19 protein-coding genes and 3 pseudogenes are annotated in these 24,918 nt (G+C 52.5%); 11 read left to right on the top strand and 11 right to left on the bottom strand.

Annotated elements, in window-relative coordinates:
• Positions 1-371: 371 nt before the first annotated feature.
• The 8 genes and pseudogenes from HPC37_RS02010 to pyrG all read right to left on the bottom strand — a co-directional run bounded on the left by HPC37_RS02010 (position 372) and on the right by pyrG (position 9,542).
• The gene (locus HPC37_RS02010) at positions 372-608 is read right to left on the bottom strand and encodes a YgaP family membrane protein (RefSeq protein WP_208121569.1); all 237 of its coding nucleotides are present in this window, start codon (positions 606-608) and stop codon (positions 372-374) included.
• A gap of 148 nt (positions 609-756) precedes the next feature.
• A complete protein-coding gene (locus HPC37_RS02005; RefSeq protein ID WP_208121568.1) occupies positions 757-1,572 on the bottom strand; it encodes a pyridoxal phosphatase in 816 nt (271 codons plus the stop codon).
• A gap of 2 nt (positions 1,573-1,574) precedes the next feature.
• Positions 1,575-2,318 carry a 23S rRNA (guanosine(2251)-2'-O)-methyltransferase RlmB gene (gene rlmB, locus HPC37_RS02000; protein ID WP_208121567.1) on the bottom strand — a complete coding sequence of 248 codons (744 nt, stop codon included), beginning with the start codon at positions 2,316-2,318 and terminating at the stop codon, positions 1,575-1,577.
• A 4-nt stretch (positions 2,319-2,322) separates the two neighbouring features.
• Positions 2,323-3,210, bottom strand: a complete 888-nt coding sequence (locus HPC37_RS01995; protein ID WP_208121566.1) for a hypothetical protein — start codon at positions 3,208-3,210, stop codon at positions 2,323-2,325.
• Positions 3,211-3,221: 11 nt separating this feature from the next.
• Positions 3,222-5,562, bottom strand: a pseudogene (gene rnr / locus HPC37_RS01990) (ribonuclease R).
• 110 nt (positions 5,563-5,672) lie between these two features.
• A pseudogene (eno, locus tag HPC37_RS01985) lies at positions 5,673-6,973 on the bottom strand (phosphopyruvate hydratase).
• A gap of 131 nt (positions 6,974-7,104) precedes the next feature.
• On the bottom strand, positions 7,105-7,839 hold the full coding sequence (locus tag HPC37_RS01980) for a copper homeostasis protein CutC (RefSeq protein WP_208121565.1): 735 nt from the start codon (positions 7,837-7,839) through the stop codon (positions 7,105-7,107).
• 68 nt (positions 7,840-7,907) lie between these two features.
• A complete protein-coding gene (gene pyrG / locus HPC37_RS01975) occupies positions 7,908-9,542 on the bottom strand; it encodes a CTP synthase (protein WP_208121564.1) in 1,635 nt (544 codons plus the stop codon).
• A 255-nt stretch (positions 9,543-9,797) separates the two neighbouring features.
• Between pyrG and HPC37_RS01970 the strand changes: the two genes are divergently transcribed.
• Positions 9,798-10,043 (top strand): hypothetical protein, encoded by a 246-nt coding sequence (locus tag HPC37_RS01970; RefSeq protein WP_208121563.1) that lies wholly within the window; start codon positions 9,798-9,800, stop codon positions 10,041-10,043.
• Complete coding sequence (locus HPC37_RS01965) at positions 10,040-10,306, top strand: hypothetical protein (protein ID WP_208121562.1); 267 nt, start codon at positions 10,040-10,042, stop codon at positions 10,304-10,306. Before HPC37_RS01970 ends, HPC37_RS01965 begins: the two co-directional genes overlap by 4 nt.
• Positions 10,307-10,362: 56 nt before the next feature.
• On the opposite strand, the gene tal is transcribed toward HPC37_RS01965, so the two are convergent.
• Complete coding sequence (gene tal / locus HPC37_RS01960; protein WP_235961273.1) at positions 10,363-11,313, bottom strand: transaldolase; 951 nt, start codon at positions 11,311-11,313, stop codon at positions 10,363-10,365.
• A 177-nt stretch (positions 11,314-11,490) separates the two neighbouring features.
• Here tal and lptD point away from each other — a divergent pair.
• Positions 11,491-13,849 (top strand): annotated as a pseudogene (gene lptD, locus HPC37_RS01955) (LPS assembly protein LptD).
• 64 nt (positions 13,850-13,913) lie between these two features.
• On the opposite strand, the gene HPC37_RS01950 reads toward lptD, so the two are convergent.
• Positions 13,914-15,128: a pyridoxal phosphate-dependent aminotransferase gene (locus HPC37_RS01950; RefSeq protein WP_208121561.1), complete on the bottom strand. Its 1,215-nt coding sequence runs from the start codon at positions 15,126-15,128 to the stop codon at positions 13,914-13,916.
• A 135-nt stretch (positions 15,129-15,263) separates the two neighbouring features.
• Here HPC37_RS01950 and HPC37_RS01945 point away from each other — a divergent pair, with 135 nt between their 5' ends.
• From HPC37_RS01945 to accC, 8 genes are all read left to right on the top strand, one after another.
• Entirely contained in the window at positions 15,264-16,550 is a 1,287-nt protein-coding gene (locus tag HPC37_RS01945) for an isochorismate synthase (protein ID WP_208121560.1), read from the top strand.
• 2 nt (positions 16,551-16,552) lie between these two features.
• Positions 16,553-18,256 (top strand): 2-succinyl-5-enolpyruvyl-6-hydroxy-3-cyclohexene-1-carboxylic-acid synthase, encoded by a 1,704-nt coding sequence (gene menD, locus HPC37_RS01940; RefSeq protein WP_208121559.1) that lies wholly within the window; start codon positions 16,553-16,555, stop codon positions 18,254-18,256.
• Entirely contained in the window at positions 18,249-18,986 is a 738-nt protein-coding gene (menH, locus tag HPC37_RS01935) for a 2-succinyl-6-hydroxy-2,4-cyclohexadiene-1-carboxylate synthase (RefSeq protein WP_345789991.1), read from the top strand. The genes menD and menH overlap by 8 nt, the downstream gene beginning before the upstream one ends.
• Positions 18,987-18,995: 9 nt before the next feature.
• Positions 18,996-19,853, top strand: a complete 858-nt coding sequence (menB, locus tag HPC37_RS01930) for a 1,4-dihydroxy-2-naphthoyl-CoA synthase (protein WP_208121558.1) — start codon at positions 18,996-18,998, stop codon at positions 19,851-19,853.
• Between the two features lie 60 nt (positions 19,854-19,913).
• Complete coding sequence (menC, locus tag HPC37_RS01925) at positions 19,914-20,903, top strand: o-succinylbenzoate synthase (RefSeq protein ID WP_208121571.1); 990 nt, start codon at positions 19,914-19,916, stop codon at positions 20,901-20,903.
• 83 nt (positions 20,904-20,986) lie between these two features.
• Positions 20,987-21,439 (top strand): type II 3-dehydroquinate dehydratase, encoded by a 453-nt coding sequence (gene aroQ / locus HPC37_RS01920; RefSeq protein WP_208121557.1) that lies wholly within the window; start codon positions 20,987-20,989, stop codon positions 21,437-21,439.
• Positions 21,440-21,585: 146 nt separating this feature from the next.
• Entirely contained in the window at positions 21,586-22,044 is a 459-nt protein-coding gene (gene accB, locus HPC37_RS01915; protein WP_208121556.1) for an acetyl-CoA carboxylase biotin carboxyl carrier protein, read from the top strand.
• Positions 22,045-22,097: 53 nt separating this feature from the next.
• Complete coding sequence (accC, locus tag HPC37_RS01910) at positions 22,098-23,438, top strand: acetyl-CoA carboxylase biotin carboxylase subunit (RefSeq protein WP_208121555.1); 1,341 nt, start codon at positions 22,098-22,100, stop codon at positions 23,436-23,438.
• A gap of 45 nt (positions 23,439-23,483) precedes the next feature.
• On the opposite strand, the gene pssA is transcribed toward accC, so the two are convergent.
• Entirely contained in the window at positions 23,484-24,851 is a 1,368-nt protein-coding gene (pssA, locus tag HPC37_RS01905; RefSeq protein ID WP_208121554.1) for a CDP-diacylglycerol--serine O-phosphatidyltransferase, read from the bottom strand.
• Positions 24,852-24,918 lie beyond the last annotated feature (67 nt).

Genomic DNA, 24,918 nt, shown 5'->3' with positions numbered 1-24,918 from the left:
TACAAAGTGCGGTCACGTTGATCGCAAAACCGCACTTTTAAATGGCTTTTGACCGCACTTTGTGTTTTTCAAAAATCAAAATTTGGTTATGCGATCGCCCCCGGAATAAGATGCTGAGCGGGTGCCTAAAGTGCTAGGCGAGGGAGGGTTTGATCCCGAGCGAGCCGTAGCAATTTGGCACTAAGCGAATATCTTATGGACAGGGGCAAAATGTCGTTTCTTTGCTTCCTTTCTTTGGACAAGCAAAGAAAGGAAGTCGCCAACGGCGAAAAACGATAGAGATGACGGAGTTATCAAAGAGAACAAGGAAAGAAAAAACGATAGTGATAAAAGATCAAAAAACCCCACCCAAGGTGAGGTTTAAAGTAAGGTTAAACGCGCTCATGCTCATGATCGTCTTCGGCATCCACATCAGGGTGTGGCACATAAGGGCACGTAGCAAAGCCCAACCACTGATACAACGCACAAAAACCAATCACACCGCTCATCGCAATCACCACGCCCACATAACCCCACGGGCCAATAATCTTCAACGCACTCAAAATACACAACAACGCACCAACAGCAATACGAATGGCACGGTCAACACGGCCAACATTCTTACGCATACATACCTCCTTCAGGCAAAGCGCTCAAACCAACAAGGCCCAAGCGGAGTGGTTACATATTTGTTAATACTGTTTTACCGTATCTCCTGCGCCCATGCAATTCGCAAAACGCAAAAATGCGAGCAAGATCAACTAATTTAGCCGTCCGTTAAGCAAATTGCGTGTTTAAAAACTGCGCAATGCTGGCGTGATTGTTATCACCAATGGTGCATTTCGCGCGGGATTTGACCGCACTTTCCGCGTTACCCATCGCCACGCCTAGCCCCACGGTGGTGAGCATACTGATGTCGTTGTGGTTATCCCCAAAGGCGATGACCGCACTGGCTGGAATTCCCCAATAATCGAGCAAAGCAGCAAGGCGGTTGCCTTTGGTGTTGCCCGCACTTGCGATATCCACGCGGTCAACCCATGACCACTCGCAGCTGAATTCGTCAGCCGGCAGGGTGTCGACCACCTTTTGCATCAGTTGCGTATCGGGGTCACTGATCACAAATTTCCAAATGGTTTCCTGGGCGGCTAACGGCTCGTGGAAGCTGGTGAGCAGGCGCAAATTCGGGCGCACGTTTTCAGGGCAGCTTGCCGCCCATTGTTGGAATTTTGCCATGTGAGGGTTAACCTCGCAAAAGGCCATTTCATCGCGAGTGTACATCAACAAATGGATGCCGTAGCGTTCGTTGAGGTTGATGATTTGCTGGCATTGCGCCCAGGTGAGCGGGTTGGCGCTGAGCACGGTTTCGTCTTTATAATCATAAAGATAGGTGCCGTTGCAGCAAATAATTGGCGTGTCGAGATTGAGCTCGGCATGATAAGGGCGTGCGGCGGTGTGGTGGCGGCCGGTGACCAGCACCACTTTGACGCCTTGCGAGCGCACTTTATCGATCGCCTCGCGGTTTTCAGGCAAAATTTGCCCGTGTGAATTGAGTAAAGTGCCGTCGAGGTCGAAGGCGATAACACGATAATCCATAATTACTCCTGATTGCTGCGTTGGCGCACGATTTCAAACAAACACACGCCCGTGGCCACCGACACGTTCAAAGACGACACGCTGCCGGCCATTGGGATGCTGATGAGTTCATCACAGCACTCGCGCGTGAGCCGGCGCATGCCATCGCCCTCGGCACCCATCACCAAGGCAATGGCGCCAGTGAGTTTGGCTTGGTAGAGCGTTTGCGTGGCTTCACCGGCGGTGCCGACCACCCAAATGTTGTAGGCTTGCTGGAGCTCACGCAAAGTGCGGGCAAGGTTGGTGACGCGAATCAGCGGCACGGTTTCCGCCGCGCCACTGGCCACTTTGCGCGCGGTGGCGTTGAGTTGGGCGGATTTGTCTTTTGGCACAATCACGGCGGTGACGCCCGCGGCATCGGCACTGCGCAAACAGGCGCCAAGATTATGCGGGTCGGTCACGCCATCAAGCACCAGCAAAAACGGGTTTGCCACACCGTGCAAAGTGCGGTCAAGGTCGTTTTCATTGAGCTCTTTTTGCGCTTGCATACGGGCGATGATGCCTTGGTGGTTTTCGCCGTCGCATTTTTTATCCAGCGTGGCGCGATTGGCCAGCTGCGGCGTGATGCCAAGGTGGTGTAATTGTTGCAAAAGTGCACTCAAGCGCTTGTCTTCGCGCCCTTTGAGGGCAAACACTTCAATAATGCGCTCCGGCGCGCGCGCCAGCAGGGATGAAACGGCGTGAATGCCGTAAATTAACTCGCTCATAGGGTTACTCTTGTGGGCTAAAATAACGGTGTTGATTGCGCTTAAATAGGCGCCCAATCAGGTGCGTGAGGCGTTTTTCGGTGCTGCTGGTTTTGCTGAAAATCGGCATCTCGCGCACTGGCAGTTGAGCGGCGCGTGCGATCATCTGCTCAAGATTTTCGTGATGCAAAAACGCGGTGAGCAGCAGCTCTTGTGCGATCGCATTCCATTGCGCTTTGTTGCCCCAATAATGGGCGATGATGTGCTCGCAGCCTTGCAGCGGTTGATGATGATTCAACGCCAACGAAAAGGCAAATTGCTCCACCAGCCGGCGTGGGCAATCGGTGGCGCAAATCGCATCACAAATAGCCAATGCCAGTGCCAGAATGTCGCGCGCGGTGTCATGTGGCAATGCGATGACGCCTGCGTTCCACATCGCGGTGTTAGCATCGATGGTGACGCCAGCAAAAGTGCGGTTTTGCAGGCTCGCCCACATGTTGCGCACCGTTTTGCTTCCGCCTTCGCTCAAGCGCTCTTCACAGGTGTGCATAAACGGCTGGCCACGATTGAGGCCGTCAATTAACGGCGTCAACGGCGCGCCAAGCACGGTGTCGGAGTCGACATACAAAATTGACTCGGCTGGGTAACGCTCTGCCACGGCTTGCAACGCTTTGATTTTCACTCGCCAGAAAAACTGCATCTCACCTTGCCAGTCGCGCAAGGTGGCCTCGTCAATGGTGATAAACGCCACGCGATCGCCAAAGCAGCGATAAAAATCGGGGCGATCAGTAATCACAATCACCTTGGCGATATGGCGATCGTTGAGAAAGCTCAAAATCGACAACGCCGCTTGATAATGGGTCTCAAGGCGGTCACCAAAGGTGAGTAAAACTAAATGGGTTGGCGCGTTCATGCAACATCACTCTATTTTTTACGTTTATTTCTGCGTTTTCGCGGTTTTTTCTCTTTTTTGACCGCACTTTTGCCTTTGGCGAGGCGTTTTTCCAGCGCTTCGCTATAACGTGGCTTTTTGGCGCGATCTTTAGCGGTTTTACCCACGCGTTGCGGCTTGCGTTCGCTTGAAATCAAGGCAAAATCAATTGTTTTCTTCGAGGCTGACGGCATTGACCCGCACTTTGACTTTGTCGCCTAAGCGGTAATACATCCCGCTGTTTTCGCCAATCAGGCGCTGGCTTGGGGCATCAAAGTGGTAGTAGTCGTTGTCCAGCGTGGAGATGTGCACTAAGCCGTCGATAAAGAGGTCTTTTAAGCGCACAAAAAAGCCAAAGCCGGTGACAGAGGAGATGATGCCGTCAAACTCTTCGCCAACGTGGTCTTGCATAAATTCACATTTCAGCCAGTCGGCCACATCGCGGGTGGCGTCGTCGGCGCGGCGCTCGGTCATGGAGCAGTGCTCGCCAAGTTGGTCGATTTCATCTAAGGTGTAGTGATAGCCGCCGGTGGCGGTGGTGCGCTTGCTGGAGCCTTGGGCTTTGGCCAGTTGATATTTGATCCCGCGGTGCAGGCTCAGGTCAGGGTAGCGGCGAATCGGCGAGGTAAAATGTGCGTATTCCGCCAGCGCCAAGCCAAAGTGGCCAATGTTGTCACCAGAATAGACCGCCTGGCTCATGGAGCGCAGCAGCATGGTTTCAATCAATTCGTGATCGGCGCGTGACCGCACTTTTTCCATCAGCTCGGCATAATCGGCAGGGGTTGGTTTCAGTCCACCGCTTAAGGTTAAGCCGCACTCTTTCAAAAAGCCACGAAATGCGGTGAGTTTTTCCTCACTTGGGGTGGCGTGCACACGATAAAGCGCAGGCTCTTTGGTTTTTTCCATAAAGCTGGCGGCGGCGATATTGGCGAGAATCATGCACTCTTCAATGATTTTGTGCGCGTCGTTGCGCACCAGCGGCTCAATGCGCTCAATGCGCCCTTGGGCGTTGAAAATAAACTTGCTTTCAATGGTGTCAAAATCAATCGCGCCGCGTTTTTTGCGCGCGCTGATCAGCACTTTATATAGCGCATATAACGCTTCTAAATCCCCCACCAACGGTGCGTAGCGCTCGCGCAGGGCGTCATCGCCTTGCAAAATCTTCCACACTTTGGTGTAGGTCAACCGCGCGTGGGAGTTCATCACCGCTTCGTAGAATTGGTAGTTGGTCATTTTGCCGCGCTTGTTGAGTGTGATTTCACACACCATGCACAGGCGGTCAACTTGCGGGTTGAGTGAGCATAATCCGTTGGAGAGCACCTCGGGTAGCATTGGCACCACCCGATTTGGGAAGTAAACCGAATTGCCGCGTGCGCGGGCTTCAGTGTCCAGTGCGGTTTTTTGGCGGACATAATAGCTCACATCGGCAATTGCCACCCACAGCGTCCAGCTGCCATTGTCGTTTTGCCGGCAATAAACGGCGTCGTCAAAGTCGCGTGCGTCTTCGCCATCAATCGTCACCAGCGGCAGCTCGCGCAAATCCACGCGGCCTTTTTTCGCCTCCTCTGGCACCTCTTCTTTTAAATTGGCGATCTGCTTTTCAACACTTTCAGGGAACACGTGCGGGATGTCGTGGTTGCGCAGCGCAATTTCCACCTCCATGCCCGGCGCCATGTTATCCCCAAGGATCTCGACAATCTTGCCCACCGGCTGATTTTTGCGCGTGCGTTGCTGCAACTCCACCACCACAACTTGCCCCATGCGCGCGCCTAAGCGATGCTCGTCTGGGATTAAAATATCTTGCGTGATGCGGCTGTCATCAGGCACCACATAACCAATGCCACTTTCCAGGAAAAAGCGCCCGACAATTTGCTTTTTACGGCTTTCTAAAATGCGCACAATCCGCACTTCTTGCCGCCCGCGGCGGTCAAACCCGTTGGGTTGCGCCAGCACATAATCGCCGTGCATCACCCGCTGCATTTGATTATTAGGAATGTACCAGTCTTGGCCGTTTTCCACCTGCAAAAAGCCAAAGCCATCGCGGTGCCCGAGCACAGTGCCTTTAAGCAGCGAGAGCTTTTCAGGCAGGGCATAGCATTTGCGCTTGGTGAACACCAGCTGGCCGTCGTTTTCCATCGCGCGCAGGCGCCGGCGCAGGCCTTCTTGCTGCGCCTCATCGGTGATCGACAGTGCGGTTTGTAAATCGCTGCGGCTCATTGGCGCATTGTGATCACGGATGGTTTGTAAAATAAACTCGCGGCTGGCGATGGGATTGTCGTATTTTTCGGCTTCTTGGGCGAAATTCGGTTCCTGTGGCATAGGCACTCCTTGCATTGGGTTATTCTCTCAGTTTGACATTGCCTAGCGGTGAATGCAAGAGCAAAAGGCAAAGTGCGGTCAAACAAAAAGGCTACCCGCAGGTAGCCTTTTTCATCAAGCAAAAATTAAGCTTGGCCTTTCACCGCTTTCAAGCCTAAGAATGGCGCTTTGTCGCCCAAGGCTTCTTCGATGCGGATCAATTGGTTGTATTTCGCAATACGGTCTGAGCGGCTCATTGAACCGGTTTTGATTTGGCCGGCTGCAGTACCTACTGCAAGGTCTGCGATGGTGGCATCTTCAGTTTCGCCACTGCGGTGAGAGATCACAGCGGTGTAGCCTGCATCTTTCGCCATTTTGATCGCGTTCAAGGTTTCGGTCAATGAACCGATTTGGTTGAATTTGATCAAGATAGAGTTAGCGATACCTTTTTCGATACCTTCTTTCAAGATTTTGGTGTTGGTTACAAACAAGTCATCACCGACCAATTGCACTTTGTCACCCAACACTTTAGTTTGGTAAGCAAAGCCTTCCCAGTCTGATTCGTCTTGGCCATCTTCGATAGACACGATAGGGTATTCTTTGCACAACTCTTCCAAGTAGTGAGTGAATTCTTGCGAGGTGAATGATTTGCCTTCGCCTTTCATTTCGTACATGCCGTTGTCTTTGTTGTAGAACTCAGATGAGGCGCAGTCCATCGCCAAAGTCACGTCTTTGCCTAATACGTAGCCGGCTTTTTCAACGGCCTCTTTGATGCACGCCAACGCAGCGGCGTTAGATTCTAAGTTTGGTGCAAAACCACCTTCATCACCAACCGCTGTGCTCAAGCCTTTGCCTTTCAACACTTTAGCAAGGTTGTGGAACACTTCAGCACCGATGCGAAGGGCTTCACGCAAAGTTTTCGCACCCACTGGTTGAATCATGAATTCTTGGATGTCTACGTTGTTGTCAGCGTGCTCACCACCGTTGATGATGTTCATCATTGGCAATGGCATTGAATATTGGCCTGGTGTGCCGTTGAGTTCAGCAATCCATGCAAACAGTGGCATGCCTTTTGCTGCGGCTGCTGCTTTAGCATTAGCCAGTGAAACCGCCAAAATTGCGTTAGCACCCAATTTGGTTTGTTTTCTGTGCCGTCTAAATCAAGCATGATTTGGTCGATTTCAGCTTGTTTGGTCGCATCTTTGCCGATAAGCGCCGGCGCAATAACGTCGTTCACGTTTGCAACTGCTTTGATCACACCTTTACCTAAAAAGCGTGATTTGTCACCATCGCGCAATTCAAGCGCTTCACGTGAACCGGTTGATGCACCAGATGGCGCAGCCGCCATGCCAACATAGCCACCTTCAAGGTGAACTTCTGCTTCAACGGTTGGGTTACCACGTGAATCGATGATTTCACGACCAAGTACTTTTACAATTTTAGCCATTTTTTTTTCCTCATTTGTGCTAAGGTTTAATTCAAAAAAATCTTTCCCGATTTTAAAGCTATTTGCGCCGTTTGTCTTGTAAAAATTACAAATTGATTGATTTAAGTCTAGTTTAGCGCACGCTTGTTGCTTTATTGCAAGCCCAGTGAACGGCGCAGCCGCGCGAGTTCCTCACCATCGGTGACCATAATGCGCTGGTCGTCATCGGCGTTTTGCCCCATCGCGACCGCACTTTGGTTTTCCATGGCGCTAGGGCGAAAGCGCTTGGCCGACAAATGCAGCTCGTCGGCACCGCTGGCGGCCAACAACGCTTTGGCGTTTTGTGCATTCACGCCCGCCCCCGCCATAATGCTGATGCGCCCGCGTGCTTGCTCAACTAATTTGGCGATAAGCGCACGCCCCAGCCACGCTGAAGGCGCTTGGCCAGAGGTCAGCAACCGCGTGCAGCCGAGATCGATAAGCGTTTCAAGTGCGGTGTGTGGGTTAGCACACACGTCAAACGCGCGGTGGAATGTCACCTCCATAGGCCCTGCCGCCTCAACCAGGCGCTGCGTGGTGGCGACATCAATCTCGCCGCGCGCGGTCAACGCGCCAATCACCACGCAACGCACACCGAGCTCGTGCGCCATTTGGATGTCGTCAAGCATCATCGCCACCTCATCACGGCTGAATAAAAAATCCCCCGCGCGCGGGCGGACCATCATCGCAATGGGCAGTTTCGCTATTTTAACCGCACTTTTTAGCAATCCATAACACGGCGTCAATCCCCCCACACCGAGCGCGCTACACAACTCAATCCGCCCCGCCCCAGAGCCATTGACAACCTCGATGGATTCACTATTTTCAACACAGACTTCGATATTCATTTTGTCTAAACCGCACTTTGATAAAAAACGCCTTTATCAGTCAGGCCGATAAAGGCGTTTGAGTTCGTTTACTTCGCTTCCTGATGCGTGTGCGCGGCTTTGACAAAGCTTTCAAACAGCGGGTGGCCGTCGCGCGGGGTGGAGGTGAACTCAGGGTGGAATTGGGCGGCGACAAACCATGGGTGGTTTGGCAGCTCGATGATTTCCACCAATTTTTTGTCTGCCGACAAGCCGCTGACTTTAAGGCCGGCTTGCTCGATTTGTGGCAGCAAGTTGTTGTTCACTTCATAACGGTGACGGTGGCGCTCTTCAATGGTGTCTGCGCCATAAATATCACGCGCTTTTGAGCCTTGCGCGAGATGGCATTGCTGTGCGCCCAAGCGCATGGTGCCGCCGAGATCGGAGTTATCAGAGCGTTTTTCCACATTGCCGTCGGCGTCTTGCCATTCGGTGATCAGCCCCACCACTGGGTATGGCGTGTTTTTGTCAAACTCGGTGGAGTTTGCGTTCGCCATGCCCGCTTTGTGGCGTGCGTATTCGATCAGCGCCACTTGCATGCCCAAACAAATGCCCAAATACGGCACGTTATTTTCGCGGGCATATTGTGCGGTGGCGATTTTGCCTTCCACACCGCGGTAGCCAAAGCCACCTGGGATCAAAATGCCATCCAAGCCTTTGAGAATCTCAGTGCCTTTGGTTTCCACATCTTGTGAGTCAACATATTTGATGTGCACGTTCACGCGATTGGCCAGGCCTGCGTGTTTCAATGCCTCGTTGACGGATTTATAGGCATCTGGCAGCTCGGTATATTTGCCCACCATGCCGATGGTGACATCGCCATTGCTTGGGTTGCTTTCGCGATAAAGCACTTGCTCCCACTCGCTCAAATCCGCTTCAGGGCACTCGAGGTGGAAGCGTTTGCAGATAAAGTCATCCAAGCCTTGTGATTTCAACAACGCGGGGATTTGGTAAATGGAGCTGACGTCTTTCAGCGAAATTACTGCCTTTTCAGACACATTACAAAACAGCGCAATTTTGGCGCGTTCGTTGGCTGGAATGGCGCGATCAGAGCGGCAAATCAAAATATCAGGCTGAATCCCGATAGAGAGCAACTCTTTCACTGAGTGCTGAGTTGGCTTGGTTTTCAGCTCGCCGGCGGCGGCAATGTATGGCACCAAGGTCAGGTGCATAAAGAGCGTGCGCTCACGCCCGACCTGCACCGCCAGTTGGCGCAGTGCTTCTAAAAAGGGCAGCGATTCAATATCGCCCACGGTGCCACCGACTTCTACAATCGCCACATCGTGGTCGGCTGCGCCGTCGATCACGCGCGCCTTAATTTCGTTGGTGATGTGTGGGATAACCTGAATGGTCGCGCCCAAATAATCACCGCGGCGCTCTTTACGCAGCACTTCAGAATAGATTTTGCCAGTGGTGAAATTGTTACGTTTGGTCATTTTGGTGCGGATAAAACGCTCATAATGCCCAAGGTCGAGGTCGGTTTCCGCGCCATCTTGGGTGACAAACACCTCGCCGTGTTGCGTTGGGCTCATGGTGCCTGGGTCAACGTTGATGTATGGGTCGAGCTTCATCATGGTGACATTCAGCCCACGCGCTTCAAGGATTGCGGCAAGGGAGGCGGCAGCAATGCCTTTGCCTAAAGAAGATACAACACCGCCTGTTACAAAAATATAATTGGTAGCCATTTGAAACCTAATAGTTGAATTTGATTGATGATAAGTTGGCTTATCTAAGACGGGATCATAGTGTATAGCAAAGCGCCCGTAATCTCAATTGTTATTGCACATTGTACCATGAGAGAGGCTCAAAAACGCCAACCGCACTTTGAATAGGCAAAGTGCGGTCGTGGCGACAAAAAAGTTGCAAAGTGCTTGTGCTGTGCTGTGCTGTAAAATTAAGCGATTTTTTTATTTGCATGTCAAGTGGTTATTGAGGGAAATATGAAAAAAACGCTATTTATCATCACAACATCTTGTCTTGCTGCCTGCCAACCGCTGAGTGACATTGCCAGCACGGTCAATTCAACATTAGGCCAAGTCAATTCCGCACTATCAGGTGGCTTGATCTATGTTGATGACAACACGCAGCAATCAATTGATGCCGCCTTAAAAAAAGCCGTTGTGCCTAAAAATGCGAGAAGTGCGTTCAAACAAGCCACGCCAAGGATCAAAAAAGTTTTGGGTTGATTGCCTGTGATGCCACCACCAGCCAAGTCAAACCTTATTTTGATAAAACATGGACGTATGTTCAGCCAACACTTAATATGAATTACCACCGTTCAGGGTGCTTGAATATCCAAAGTATTCACAGCATCAAAATGAGTGCGGCCAATGCGCTTTATTTCAAAGTGCGGTATATCTCACCTTCCAGTGAAGAGGGCGCCAGCCGTATTTATAATGTGATCAAGCAACCTGATGGCGAATGGTTGTTTGAAGAGCGACAATTTTAAACGCCAACAAAAACCCCACCGGCTGGTGGGGTTTGTTTTTAAAACACAAAGTGCCCTTAGAGTTTTTTCTCGAGCATGGCTTCGAGTTTTTCTTGGTCAGCGGCAAATTTGCGGATGCCTTCGGCCAATTTTTCAACCGCCATTGGGTCGAGGTTGTGCTCCCAGTAGAATTGCGCTTCGGTCATTTTTTCTGGGCGAGGGGCAATTTCACCTTTGTATTCTAATTTGCGCTCGAGTTTGGCGTCGCTGTCTTGCAGTTCTTTGAGCAGCGCTGGTGCGATGGTTAAGCGGTCGCAGCCGGCCAGTTCGGTGATTTCACCCACGTTGCGGAAGCTTGCGCCCATCACGACAGTTTCATAGCCGTGTTTTTTGTAGTAGTTGTAAATATCGGTCACCGAAATCACGCCTGGGTCTTCAGCTGGTGCAAATTCTTTTTTCTCGCCGTTAGCTTTGTGCCAGTCTAGAATGCGGCCAACGAACGGGGAGATGAGGTAAACACCCGCTTCAGCACAGGCACGTGCTTGCGCTTGCGAGAACAATAAGGTGAGGTTACAGTTGATGCCTTCTTTTTCCAAAATTTCCGCCGCGCGGATGCCTTGCCAAGTCGAGGCGATTTTGATCAAAATGCGGTCATTTTGAATGCCAGCGTCGTTGTAGAGTTTGATCAAGCGGCGGGCTTTTTCCACTGTGGCGTCAGTGTCGTAGGAAAGGCGCGCGTCCACTTCCGTTGAGATGCGCCCTGGGACGATTTTCAAAATCTCTAAGCCGATATTGACAGCCAATTTATCTTCCGCATCAATGAGTTGTTGCGCTTTGTCTTGGCTTTGGGCTTTGGCGTACTCCACCGCTTCGTCGATCAGCTGCGCATATTGCGGCAGTGATGAGGCGCTCAAAATCAATGATGGGTTGGTGGTAGCATCTTGTGGTTGATAGGTTTTGATGGCGTCAATGTCGCCGGTGTCGGCAACAACTACGGTCATTTCGCGTAGGGCTTGTAATTGTGACATAATGATTCCTTCTTTTCAGTAAAAACTTCCCACCATTCTAACCTCTCGAACGCAAATGTGCCAATAATTTGTCTGATAGGTAAAAGTTTCATTTCAACCGCACTTTAAGAAAAATATGCGTTGCGCGCCAAATTCTTGTACAATCACGCTAAGTCTATTTCAACCGATGGTAATGCAATGAAGCGCAATCATATTACCCTTTTAACGGTGCTGGTGTGCACCGCACTTTATGCCAACCACGCCGCCGCCGACCTCAAGCAGCAGTGCCTGTTGGGCGTACCGCACTTTGAAGGCGAAAAAGTCACTGGCAATGTTAACGACATGCCTGTTTATATTGAAGCCGACCGCGGCGAGATGAAAAACGCCACGCAAGCCACCTACAGCGGCGATGTGCAAATTCAGCAAGGCAACCGCACTTTGCATTCTGAACACGCGCAAATCACCACCGAAAAACGTGGCGACAAAGCCCAGCGCTACGCTTTTGTTAACGGCGCGCTGCGCTATCAAGATGACATGATTGCCCTCAAAGGCCGCGATGCGAAAATCGATCTCAACAGTAAAGACAGTGACATTCGCAACCTTGACTATCAATTTGTTGACCGCCAAGGCCGCGGCAGCGCGGAACAGGCTGAAATGCAAGGGCGCTACCGCACTTTACGCAACGCCACCTTTACTTCTTGCTTGCCTGATGACAACGCCTGGTCGATTGAAGCCAATGAAATCCGCCAAGATTTGCAAGAAGAAGTGGCGGAGATGTGGGGGGCGCGCTTTCGCATTCTGGGCGTGCCAGTGTTGTACACGCCGTATTGGCAGTTCCCGCTGGGTGATCGCCGCCGCAGCGGTTTGTTGATGCCGGATTTTGGCTCTTCAAGCCGTGATGGTTTGAGCTGGGGGCAGCCGATTTATTGGAATATTGCGCCGAATTATGACGCCACCATCACGCCAAAATACATGAGCAAGCGTGGGCTGCAACTGCTGGGCGAATTTCGTTATTTAACCACCTTAGGGCTGGGCAAAATCGCGGGCGAATACCTCGCTAAAGACCGCTTGAAAGACTACATCGGTGAGAACAAATCCCGCCACTTGTTCTACTGGCAACACAGCGCGCAATTGCCTTATGACTGGCGCTTGGCTGTGGATTTCACTCGCGTGAGTGATAAACGCTATTTCAGTGATTTCACCTCGCAATACGGCAGCAGCACCGACGGTTACGCCACGCAGCAATTTAAGCTCAGCTATTATCAGCCGAATTATAATCTCACCATTTCTGGCCGCCAATTCCAAGTGTTTGATATTGCTCAAATCGGGCCGTATCGCGCGCTGCCGCAGGTGGATTTTCACTACTATTCCGATGACCTAAACCCGTGGGGCGTGAACTACGCGCTCTTTGCTCAAGCGGTGCATTTTGACAACGATTCAAAACGCATGCCAAGCGCCTGGCGCTTCCACCTGGAGCCGGAGCTGAATTTGCCGCTGAGCAATCAATACGCCAGCCTTAATTTGCAAGGCAAGGTTTACGCGACCCATTATGCGCAAAAACAAGGCAAGGGCGCTAACGCCTTTGAAGTGCAAAGTGCGGTCACCCGCGTGCTGCCGCAATTTAAAGCGGACCTTGAGACCGTATTGTTAACCAATAAAACGCTGTTTAAAGATTATTCACAAACCATCGAGCCGCGCGTGCAGTACCTCTACCGCCCGTATAAAAACCAAAGCAACATTGGTGCCAAAGGGCTCAACTCCAGCTTCTTGGGGCTTGGCTACGACAGCGCCTTGCTGCAGCAAGATTACTTCTCAATGTTCCGCGATCGCCGCTACAGCGGGCTTGACCGCATAGCCTCTGCCAATCAAGTCACCCTCGGGGGGCACCACGCGGTTGTTCGACAAGCAAGCGCAAGAGCGGTTTAACCTATCATTAGGGCAAATTTATTACTTGCGGGACTCCAAAGTGGATGAAAGTGCGGTCAACAGCACCAGTGGGCATTCGTCCTCTTCTTGGGCGCTGGAATCCAACTGGAAAATCAACCCGCATTGGGATTGGCGCGGCAGCTATCAGTATGACACCACCTTGAGCGAAACCTCGCTGGCGAACATGGCGTTGGAATACAATCCATCGGGCAACAATTTGGTGCAGCTGAGCTACCGCTACGCCTCGAAAAACTACATTGACCAAAACTTGCTCAACGGCATCAACCGCTATAATCAAGACATCAAGCAAGTGGGCGCCACCTTCGCATGGGATGTCAGCGACAACTGGGCGGTGGTCGGGCGTTATTACCACGACGTAGCGCTGGGCAAACCCGTGGAGCAATACGCCGGCATTCAATACAACACCTGCTGTTGGAACGTGACTTTCAGCGCACGGCGTTATCTCACCTCCAGCACGCACACCACCCGCAACAGCGACAAAGAGGTGTTTTACGACAACGCCTTTGGCATCAACTTCCAGATCCAAGGGCTTGGCACAAACTACAACAGCGACCTGCGCAAAATGCTCAGCAAAGGCATGCTGCCTTACGTCAAACCGTTTAGTTTGTAATCAAAGTGCGGTCAGCGCATTTTGCGTTGAGCTTAAAAACCCCACCGAGCGGTGGGGTTTTGTGTTATTGACGGTAGCTGCTTAAGAATTTTTCTAATTGCTTCAGTGCGGTTTCAAGCTGCTGCACGTGCGGGAGTGTGACCACGCGGAAGTGGTCAGGCTGGTGCCAGTTGAAGCCGCGGCCGTGGACGAGCAGGACTTTTTCTTGCATGAGGAGATCGAGTACAAATTTTTCATCGTCATAGATGTTGTACATATTGGTGTCGATTTTCGGGAACATATACATCGCGCCCATTGGCTTGACGCAGCTGATGCCAGGGATGCTGTTGAGCATCTCATAGGCTTTGTTGCGCTGCTCCAAAAGCCGCCCGCCCGGGAGAATGTACTCGTTAATGCTTTGGTAGCCGCCCAGTGCGGTTTGGATGGCGTGTTGCATCGGCACATTGGCGCACAAACGCATTGAGGCGAGCATATCCAAGCCTTCAATGTAGCCGGCGGCGGCGTGTTTTGGCCCGTGCAGCAACATCCAGCCTTGTCGGAAACCAGCCACACGATAAGCTTTGGAAAGGCCACTGAAGGTGACGGTCAATAAATCAGGGGCGAGCTCAGCAATGTGATGATGCACCGCGCCGTCGTAGAGAATTTTGTCATAAATTTCATCGGCAAAGATGATCAATTTATTTTGCCGCGCCACTTCGGCGATTTGCAGCAGCAATTCTCGGCTGTATACCGCGCCAGTTGGGTTGTTTGGGTTGATGATCACAATCCCTTTGGTGCGATCGCTGATTTTGCTTTTAATATCATCAATATCTGGGAACCAATCGGCGCTTTCATCACACATATAGTGTACCGCTTTGCCACCTGATAAAGTGACTGCCGCCGTCCACAGCGGATAATCTGGCATTGGCACGAGCACTTCGTCGCCGTCGTTGAGCAGCGCTTGCATTGACATCACAATCAGCTCAGAGACACCGTTGCCGATATACACGTCATTCACCGACGGGCTGCGCAGCCCTTTGGATTGGTAATATTGCACCACCGCTTTGCGCGCGGAATAGAGCCCCTTGGAGTCGCAATAGCCTTGCGCGGTAGGGAGGTTTCGCATCACGTCGACTAAAATTTCATCAGGCGCTTCAAAGCCAAACGGGGCAGGGTTGCCAATGTTGAGTTTGAGGATTTTGTGCCCTTCTTCTTCTAGGCGCAGCGCCTCTTTGTGCACCACACCGCGGATGTCGTAACAGACGTGTTCAAGTTTATCGGATTTGGGGAAGGTGTTCATAATTGTCCTTAAACGAAGCGATCATTGCCTTTACTTTACGCTTTTGGCGCAAAAAATTAAAGATTTTATCCGCAATTTTTGCAAAAGTGCGGTAAAATTCCTCCTTTAGTTTTATTAATGAGTTTGGAGTTTTTTGTGCCGAATTGTTGGGCATCATTACAACACGCGCTCCACACCGCTTTGCTCAGTGCCGAAGACAATAATCAACAAGCGTATTACGCCCTGAGCCACACCCAGCCACTGGGCCAACACGATGCTAGCGCTTTGGCGTGGCTCAAAGGCCAGCGGCACTACCCGCAGTGTGTTTGGCAGCCGCGTGAGCGCCATGGGTTGACCCTGGCGCTGGGGCAGGTGGCGCGCTTTGACAGCGTCGCCGACGCGCAAGCGTTTGTTACAAAACACGCGCCATTGCAAGTGATCGGCGGTGTGACCTTTGACGGCCAAGGGCAATTTTTGCTGCCACGGCTGTTGTTGCATTGCACCGATTCCGCCGTGAGCGCTACATTGTGCTATTGCGCGGGCGAAAGTAAAAGTGCGGTCAGCCAGTGGCTGGCGGGGTTAAATTCGCCTGAAGCGATTGCACCCGTGGCCACAGAGCTGGCCTTTACCTCGCAGGCCTATGACCAAGCGCAGTGGTGCGAGCTGGTGCGCTTGGCGCTGTCACGCATTGCCAAAGGCGAGTTTGCCAAAGTAGTACCCGCGCAAGCGAAGTGTTATACGCTGAAAAATGACTTGAATGTGGTCGATTTCATCGCCCACGCCAGCGCCGAGCAGCGCGCGTGTTATGCTTTTTTGTGGGCAGAACGTGCCGATGAGGCCTTTTTTGGCATCAGCCCAGAGCGCTTTTATCGCCGCCATGGCGAGCGGCTTGACACCGAAGCACTCGCTGGCACCGTCAAGTGCGGTGAGAGCGAGCAGGCCGACCAACGCGCCTTGGCGTGGCTGATGCAAGATAGCAAAAACAGCCATGAAAACCATCTTGTGGTTGACGACATTGTGCAAAAACTCACACCACTGGCTGAGGCCATCCACGTTGGCGAATTAGAGGGGCGCAGGCTGGGCTATGTGCAGCACCTCGCCCGCCCAATTGCCGCCAAATTAAAAAGTGCGGTCGGCGACAGCCAATGTACCCAGGCCATTCACCCCAGTGCTGCAGTCGGCGGGCTGCCGAAAGCGCCCGCGATGGTATTTTTAGCGCAACACAACATTGCCCGCGGCTGGTATGCCGGCACCTTTGGGCTGATGAGCCGTGAAAGCAGCGAGTTTTGCGTGGCGATTCGCAGCGCACGTCGATCAGGCTCGCAAATCCACCTTTATGCTGGCGCAGGGATTGTGACAGGTTCCGATCCCTTGTTAGAATGGCAAGAAATTGAACGCAAAATGGCAGGGATTTTGTCTGTTTTGCATTATAACGGGAGATAATCATGTCGGTTGCACTGTTTAATCGTGTTTGGGCGCGCGTTATTTTAACCGCACTGGCCCGCCAAGGGGTGCAGCACATCTGCATCGCACCGGGCTCGCGCTCAACCCCCTTAACGCTGGAAGCCGCGCGCCTTGAGCGTGAGCAACGTGTTCGCGTTCACACCCATTTTGACGAGCGCGGCTTGGGCTTTTTAGCCCTTGGCTTGGCACAGGCGAATAACCAAAGCGTGGCGGTCATCACCACCTCGGGCACCGCGGTGGCCAACCTTTACCCCGCCGTGATTGAAGCCAGCCTGACAGGTGCAAAGTTAATTGTGCTCTCAGCCGACCGCCCCGTGGAATTATTGCACTGCGGCGCCAACCAAGCGATTGACCAGCAAGGCATTTTTGCCCAGTATCCCGTCGCGGCGCTGAATTTGCCGCGCCCAAGCCAAGCGCTCAGCGCCCAGTGGCTGTTGAGCGTGCTCAGTGATGCGTTATACCAACAACAACGCGGCGGCGTGGTGCACATCAACGTGCCTTTTGCCGAGCCGCTTTATGGCGCTGATGAAAGTGCGGTCAGCGCCCATCCGTGGCTTGAGCCTATTCAGCCCTGGCTTAAAAGCAGCCAGCATTGGCGCATGTATCCCCACGGGCAAAGTGAGGTGTTGGTGCACGAGCACTGGGATGAGTGGCGCACCAAACGCGGCGTAATTGTGGCCGGCAAGCTTAACGCGCGCGAGCGCATGGGCTTGGCGCAATGGGCGCAAACGCTTGGCTGGGTGATGATAAGCGATATTCAATCGGGCATTTCCGCGCCGCTGCCGCACGCTGATATTTGGCTGGCCAATGACGCCGTGCGCGAAAAGTTATTGCAGGCTGATATTGTGATTCAATTCGGCCGGCAGATCATCAGCAAACGGGTGCAGCAGTTTTTATCCGAATTTCAAGGCGAGTTTTGGCAAGTGGATGCCAGTGACGCAGCGCTTGACCCGCACCATCACCGCGCCACGCGCTTTGTTGCGCCTGTGCATCACTGGCTGCGTGCGCACCCGCCGTTGCGCCAGCGTGAGTGGCTGCTTGAGCCGTTGGCGTTGTCAAAATTTTGCCGTGAGTTCATCAGCCAACAAGTCGGCGGCAAGCTTAATGAGGCGGCCCTAGCGCACTATGTTGAGCGCATTTTGCCCCGCAACGGCGCGCTCTTTTTGGGCAACAGTTTGTTTGTGCGCTTGGTGGACGCGTTGGGCTTTTTGCCCGAGGATTACCCCGTGTTTACCAACCGTGGCGCCAGCGGCATTGATGGCTTGATTGCCACGGCTGCCGGCATTGGGCGTGCCAAAAATCAGCCGCTGGTGGCGATGCTCGGTGATGTCAGTGCGCTTTATGATCTCAACTCGCTGGCCTTGCTGCGCCAAGTGCCGCAGCCGACCATTTTGTTTGTGATCAACAACAACGGCGGGTCGATTTTCAACCTGCTTGGCGTGGAGCAAAGTGTGAAAGAGCCATTTTATCGTCTGCCGCACGGCTTGGAGTTTGCCCAAGCGGCGGCGATGTTTGGTTTGAATTACCAGCGGCCATACACCTGGGCGGATCTCAACACCGTGCTCAAGCAAGCCTACGCCCGCAAAGAAACCACATTAATTGAAATTAAATCCGCCCCGAGTGAGGGCAGTGACATTTATCGTAATTTACTCGAACAAATTGCTAAGGCGGTGATCGGTGGCTAAGCCAATTGCAGTATTTTTACACGGCCTGTTAGGCGACAAACACGACTGGCAAGCCGTTGAAGAGCAGCTTGAGCTGGAAACGTTAAGCTTGGATTTGCCTTTTCACGGCGAAAACCGTGACGTGAGCGTGGAGAGCTTTTTTGACGTGGCCTGCTGGCTTGATGGCGAGCTCGAACCCTACCGCAAACGCCCGCTGATTTTGATTGGCTACTCGCTCGGCGCGCGCATTGCGCTTTATTACAGCTATGCCTTTTTGCCCAAAGGGCGCCAACCGCACTTATTGGTGCTCGAAGGCGCCAACCTTGGGCTGAAAGACCCAACGGCGCGCCAGCTGCGCTGGGAGCATGACAACTTGTGGGCAGAGCACTTTGCTCACCACCCGATTGAGCAAACCCTCAGCGCGTGGTATCAACAAGACGTGTTTGCCCACCTCACTGCAGCTCAACGCAGTGCCTTGATCGCAGAGCGCGCCGACAACGCGCCAGAGGCTGTCAGCCAAATGCTGCTGGCCACCAGTTTAGCCAAGCAGCCTTGTTTTATTGATTCGGTCAAAAACAGCCCCTTTTCGGTGCATTACCTCTGTGGTGAGCATGACCAAAAATTCTGCCAGTTGGCGCAAGAGCACGCGCTCATCACGCACACCATTGACAACGCTGGCCACAATGCCCATCGCGACAACCCGAAAGCCTTCGCCCGTGTTTTGACCGCACTTTTTCAACCATTTTTATAAGGAAGCATCATGTTATACCCAAGTGAAGAAATGCTCTACGCCCCTGTTGAGTGGCTTGATTGCAGCAACGATTATAGCGATATTTTGTATCACAAATCCCGTGACGGCATCGCGAAAATCACCATCAACCGCCCACAAGTGCGCAACGCCTTTCGCCCGCAAACTGTCAAAGAGATGATTCATGCCTTCTCTGATGCGCGGTTTGATGAAAACATCGGCGTGATTGTGCTCACCGGCCAAGGCGAAAAAGCCTTCTGTGCGGGCGGCGACCAAAAAGTGCGCGGTGATTACGGCGGCTATAAAGACGACAGCGGCGTGCATCATCTCAACGTGTTGGATTTTCAGCGCGACATCCGCACCTGCCCGAAACCGGTGGTGGCGATGGTGGCAGGCTTCGCCATCGGCGGCGGCCATGTGCTGCACATGATGTGTGATTTAACTATCGCGGCTGACAACGCCGTGTTCGGGCAAACTGGGCCAAAAGTAGGCTCGTTTGACGGCGGCTGGGGCGCGAGCTACATGGCGCGCATCGTTGGGCAGAAAAAGGCGCGCGAAATCTGGTTTTTATGCCGCCAATACAACGCTCAAGAAGCGCTCGACATGGGCTTGGTCAACACCGTGGTGCCTTATGCCGAACTCGAGCGCGAAACCGTGCGCTGGTGCCGTGAAATGCTGCAAAACAGCCCAATCGCCCTGCGCTGCTTGAAAGCCGCACTCAACGCCGACTGCGACGGCCAAGCTGGATTACAAGAACTGGCTGGCAACGCCACCATGCTCTTTTACATGACAGAAGAAGGCCAAGAAGGCCGCAACGCCTTTAACCAAAAACGCGAACCCGACTTCAGCAAATTTAAACGCAACCCGTAAGCAAAAGTGCGGTTGACCGCACTTTAGGCATAACCGTGTTTGGCATTAACAACAATAAGGATAACCATGCGATCGTATCAACTCTATCACTACACCATCCCAATGGACTCACAGGTGGTGTTGCGTAATCGGTTTTTGAAGCAGCGCGACGGCTTGCTGGTGCAGGTGAAGTGCGGTGAGCATGAAGGCTGGGGCGAGATTGCACCGCTGCCGGAATACAGCGAGGAAACGCTCGAGCAGGCTTTGGCGCAGGCGCGAGAGTGGCTGGAAGGCTGGTCGGCGTTGCGTTGCCCGTGTGAAAAAACGCCGCTCACGGGGCTTTATCCGTCGGTGGCGTTTGGGCTGAGTTGCGCGATGGCGGAGCTTGGCGGGGAGTTGGGTGAGGTGATGAACACGGCGTTTGCGCCGTTGTGCTATGGCGACCCTGATGAGCTGTATGCCAAATTGGACAACATTGAAGGCGAGAAAGTCGCCAAAATCAAAGTCGGGCTGTATGAGGCCAATCGCGACGGGCTGATTGCCGATATGTTTTTAGAAGCCATTCCTGATTTGCAACTGCGCCTTGATGCTAACCGCGCGTGGACGCTGGAAAAGGCGCGCCAATTTGCGAAATATGTTAAACCTGAACACCGTGCGCGCATTCAATTTATTGAAGAGCCGTGCAAAACGCCGGCGATGAGCCTTGAGTTTGCGCGCGAAACGGGCATTGCTTTGGCGTGGGATGAAAGCGTGCGTGAACCGCACTTTGCGGTGGCAGCGTCTGACAATGTGCGCGCAATTGTGATTAAACCCACGTTGGTCGGTAGCCTGGATCGCTGTGTGGCGTTGATTGAACAGGCGCACGCACAGGGAATGCTGGCGGTGATAAGCTCTTCGATTGAATCGAGCTTTGGGCTGACTCAATTGGCGCGCATCGCCGCGCAATACACGCCTGAAACCACGCCAGGGCTTGATACGCTGGATTTGATGCACACTCAGCTGGTGCGCGCGTGGCCTGGCTCAAACTTGCCGTTGGCGGGGTTGCAAAGTGCGGTGGTGCAGGCGATTTAATGTCGAGTTTGTCACAAAATCGCTGAAAATGATGAGAAAAGTGCGGTTATTTGGCGAAAGTTGCGTATAATGGCATAAATTTAATGAGGACAAGCATGAAGATTTTATTACTCAACGGCCCGAATTTGAACATGCTGGGCAAACGTGAGCCTGAGCACTACGGGCGCTTGACCCTGCCACAAATCGAGCAAGATGTGGCGCAAGAGGCGCAGCGTTTAGGCGCGGTGTTGGAGTGTTTTCAAAGCAACAGTGAGGTGGGGTTGATTGACAAAATTCACCAAAGCTTTCAGCAGGTGGATTTCATCATTATCAATCCGGCGGCCTTCACTCACACCAGTGTGGCACTGCGCGATGCGCTGCTGAGTGTGGCGATCCCATTTGTGGAGGTGCATTTGTCCAACGTGCACGCGCGCGAGCCGTTTCGTCATCATTCCTATTTGAGCGACAAAGCCGTGGGCGTGATTTGTGGCTTGGGCGCGCGGGGTTATCATTATGCGCTGCGCTTTGCCGTTGATTATTTGCAGCAAAAAGGGTAAATTGTGCGCCATCTTGGCTAATTTCAACGAAATTTATCGCAATTTTCCCGAAATTAAGGTAGTCTAGACAAAAGTACCGCGAAGTTATTTTTAAAAGCTGAAATTATTTTGGCTTGAAATTGATAAACGAAAAGTGAGCGAACGTAATGGATATTCGTAAAATTAAAAAGTTAATCGAGTTAGTCGAAGAGTCGGGCATTATGGAAATTGAGATTTCCGAAGGGGAAGAGTCTGTACGCATCAGCCGCGGCAGTAGCGCACCACAAGCGGTGCAATATACCCTCCCGCCAGCCGCACCAATGCCAGCTGCCGCACCATCAGCCCCCGCTGAAAATGCCAGCGCCGCGCCTGCCGCCCCAGCCATGCCAACCGGCCATGAAGTGCGTAGCCCAATGGTGGGCACCTTCTACCGCTCACCAAGCCCTGAAGCCTCCCCGTTTGTTGAAGTGGGCAGCCAAGTGAAAGTCGGCGACCCATTGTGCATTGTTGAGGCAATGAAAATGATGAACCGCATTGAATCCGACAAAGCGGGCGTGGTGAAAGCCATCATCGTAGACGACGGTGATGCGGTTGAGTTTGACCAACCATTGATCATTATTGAATAATTTTGACCGCACTTTGCACCCAAAGTGCGGTTTGACTATCTTGGATTGAGTGTATGTTAAAAAAAGTTGTGATCGCTAACCGCGGTGAAATTGCATTGCGCATTTTGCGAGCTTGTAAAGAGCTTGGCATCAAAACAGTGGCAGTGCACTCCACAGCGGATAGAGATTTAAAACACGTGTTGCTCGCCGATGAGAGCATTTGCATTGGGCCTGCGCCGTCTAGCAAAAGCTATCTCAACATTCCTGCCTTGATTGCCGCCGCCGAAGTCACTGGCGCCGATGCCATCCACCCAGGCTACGGCTTTTTGTCAGAAAATGCCGATTTTGCCGAACAAGTTGAACGCTCAGGCTTTATTTTTATCGGCCCGACCGCCGATGTTATCCGCTTGATGGGCGATAAAGTCTCCGCCATTAACGCGATGAAAGCGGCCGGCGTGCCGTGCGTGCCAGGCTCCGATGGCCCATTAGGCAGTGATATTAAGAAAAACCTCGCGATGGCGGAGAAAATTGGCTATCCGGTTATCATCAAAGCCTCTGGCGGTGGCGGTGGCCGCGGCATGCGCGTGGTGCGCGGTGCCGATGAGCTTGAACAAGCCATTGCGATGACCAAATCCGAGGCGAAAGCGGCGTTTAACAACGACGTGGTGTACATGGAAAAATACCTTGAAAACCCACGCCACGTGGAAATTCAAGTGTTGGCTGACACCCATGGCCATGCGGTGTATCTCGCTGAGCGGGATTGCTCAATGCAGCGTCGTCACCAAAAAGTGGTGGAAGAAGCGCCAGCACCAGGCATCGACGCGCAACTGCGCAAAGACATTGGCCAACGCTGCGCCAATGCATGTGTGGAGATTGGCTACCGCGGTGCGGGCACCTTTGAATTTTTGTATGAAAACGGTGAGTTCTACTTTATTGAAATGAACACCCGTATCCAAGTGGAGCACCCCGTCACGGAGATGATCACCGGCGTGGATTTGGTGAAAGAGCAGCTGCGCATCGCCTCCGGCATGCCGTTGTCGTTCAAGCAAGAAGACATTAAAGTGCGCGGTCATGCGATTGAGTGCCGGATTAACGCTGAAGACCCGCGCAACTTTTTGCCATCGCCTGGCAAAGTCACCCGCTTGCACACCCCAGGCGGCTTTGGTATCCGTTGGGATTCCCACATCTATGACGGCTACACCGTGCCACCGCACTATGATTCGATGATCGCCAAACTCATCAGCTACGGTGAAACTCGCGAAGAGGCCATCACGCGGATGCGCAATGCGTTATCTGAGGTGATCATTGAAGGGTTGAAAACCAACATCCCATTGCATGAGATGATCATGGACGATGAATCCTTCAATCGCGGCGGCAGCAATATCCACTATTTGGAGAAAAAGCTCGGGCTATAACCGCACTTTGCATATAAAACAAAACGGCGCACTCAGCGCCGTTTTTTATAGGATCATTTTCACGATTTTGTCTGCATTAATGCGTTTGAAACGCTTGAGCAGCTTTTTGACTTGCGCCGGGTAGTCTTGCAATTTGTCTAAAAATTGATAGTTGTGCAAAATGGCCGTGTGGGCGCGAATGGCGTCTAATTCTTGTCGCGCCTGCTCAAGCAGCTCGTGCTCAGGGTCATGAATCAGCAAGCCGTTTTCAGCATCCAACCGCCAAGCGCGGGGGTTGAGATTGTTGCCCGTGAGCAGGATAAACTCATCATCAACCCACACGCCTTTGAGGTGATAAGAATTTTCCCCATCTTGCCAAATACGCACGGTCAGGCGCTTGTCGTCAATGGCGTAGCGGAATTTTTTGCAGAAATTGCGCAAGTTAGTTTCATACAAATACGGCAACGCCGAGGCCATGTGAAACGGCGCATCGGGCGGGGTGTAAAAATCGCTGGCGGTTTTGTCGCCCACGATGATTTCCACCTGCTTGCCGTCGGTCAACAATTGCTTGATTTGGTGTTGCAAATGGCGCGGGAAGTTGAAATACGGTGTGCAAATGGTGAGCTTTTGCTGCACCAGCGCGAAGAGATTTTCAATGGTGGCGTTGAGCAAATTGTGCCCACCTAGGCCGAAAATCGGCGCGATTTGCAGCTGTGTTTCGCTCAACGGCTGGCCGTTAGGCACGCTATATTGCCCTTCGCTGGCCAGTGTTTTGCGGTATTGGCGCACTTGTGGGCGCAAAGTGCGGTCGAGCTTTTCACCATAATCCAGGCGCTTGACCACGCTGTCGTTGAGCACAACACGCTGGACAAACTCCACCATTGCATCCGCCAAAGGTGCGTTGGTGATTTGTTGATAACGGTCGTAGCGATAGCGCTCGTGCTGGTGGAGATAAACATCATTGATGCTCGCACCGCTGAAAAGCACGGTGTCGTCAAAGACAAAACCTTTCAAATGCAGCACGCCAAAAAGCTCGCGGGTGTTGATTGGCACGCCATAAAAACGAATTTCTTGCTCGGCGGGCAAATTGTGGGCGAGGCGCTGCTCGGCATACCACTGGGCGTTGGTTTGGCTTTCTTCTTCACCCAAACGCCCGCGTTGTGCGCGGTGGGTGTCGACCAGCACGCTCACCTCCAGCTCAGGGTGAGCTTTTTTGGCGCGATAGAGCGCGTCAAGAATCTCTTGGCCGGCGTCGTCGTTTTGCCAATAAAGTGCGGTCATCACAATGCGATGGCGCGCCGATGCAATCAAAGCCAACAGCGCGCTTTTGAACGCCGCAGGGGAGTTGATAAAGGCCACATCACTGGCTTTTTGTGGCAAAAACGCTAAACGATTAAGCTGTTCAAGTGCATGATAATAGTTAGTATTTTGCATAATATCTGAATAAAGCCAAATTCATAAACGACTAGTTTACTCTGAAATGGCGCAATTTAACAGAAAA

It is taken from the genome of Spirabiliibacterium mucosae (assembly GCF_014884965.1).
GTDB classification, from domain to species: Bacteria; Pseudomonadota; Gammaproteobacteria; order Enterobacterales; family Pasteurellaceae; genus Spirabiliibacterium; species Spirabiliibacterium mucosae.
The sequence above is the reverse complement of the archived record's forward strand: the minus strand, read 5'-3'. Positions and strand labels throughout refer to the sequence as shown.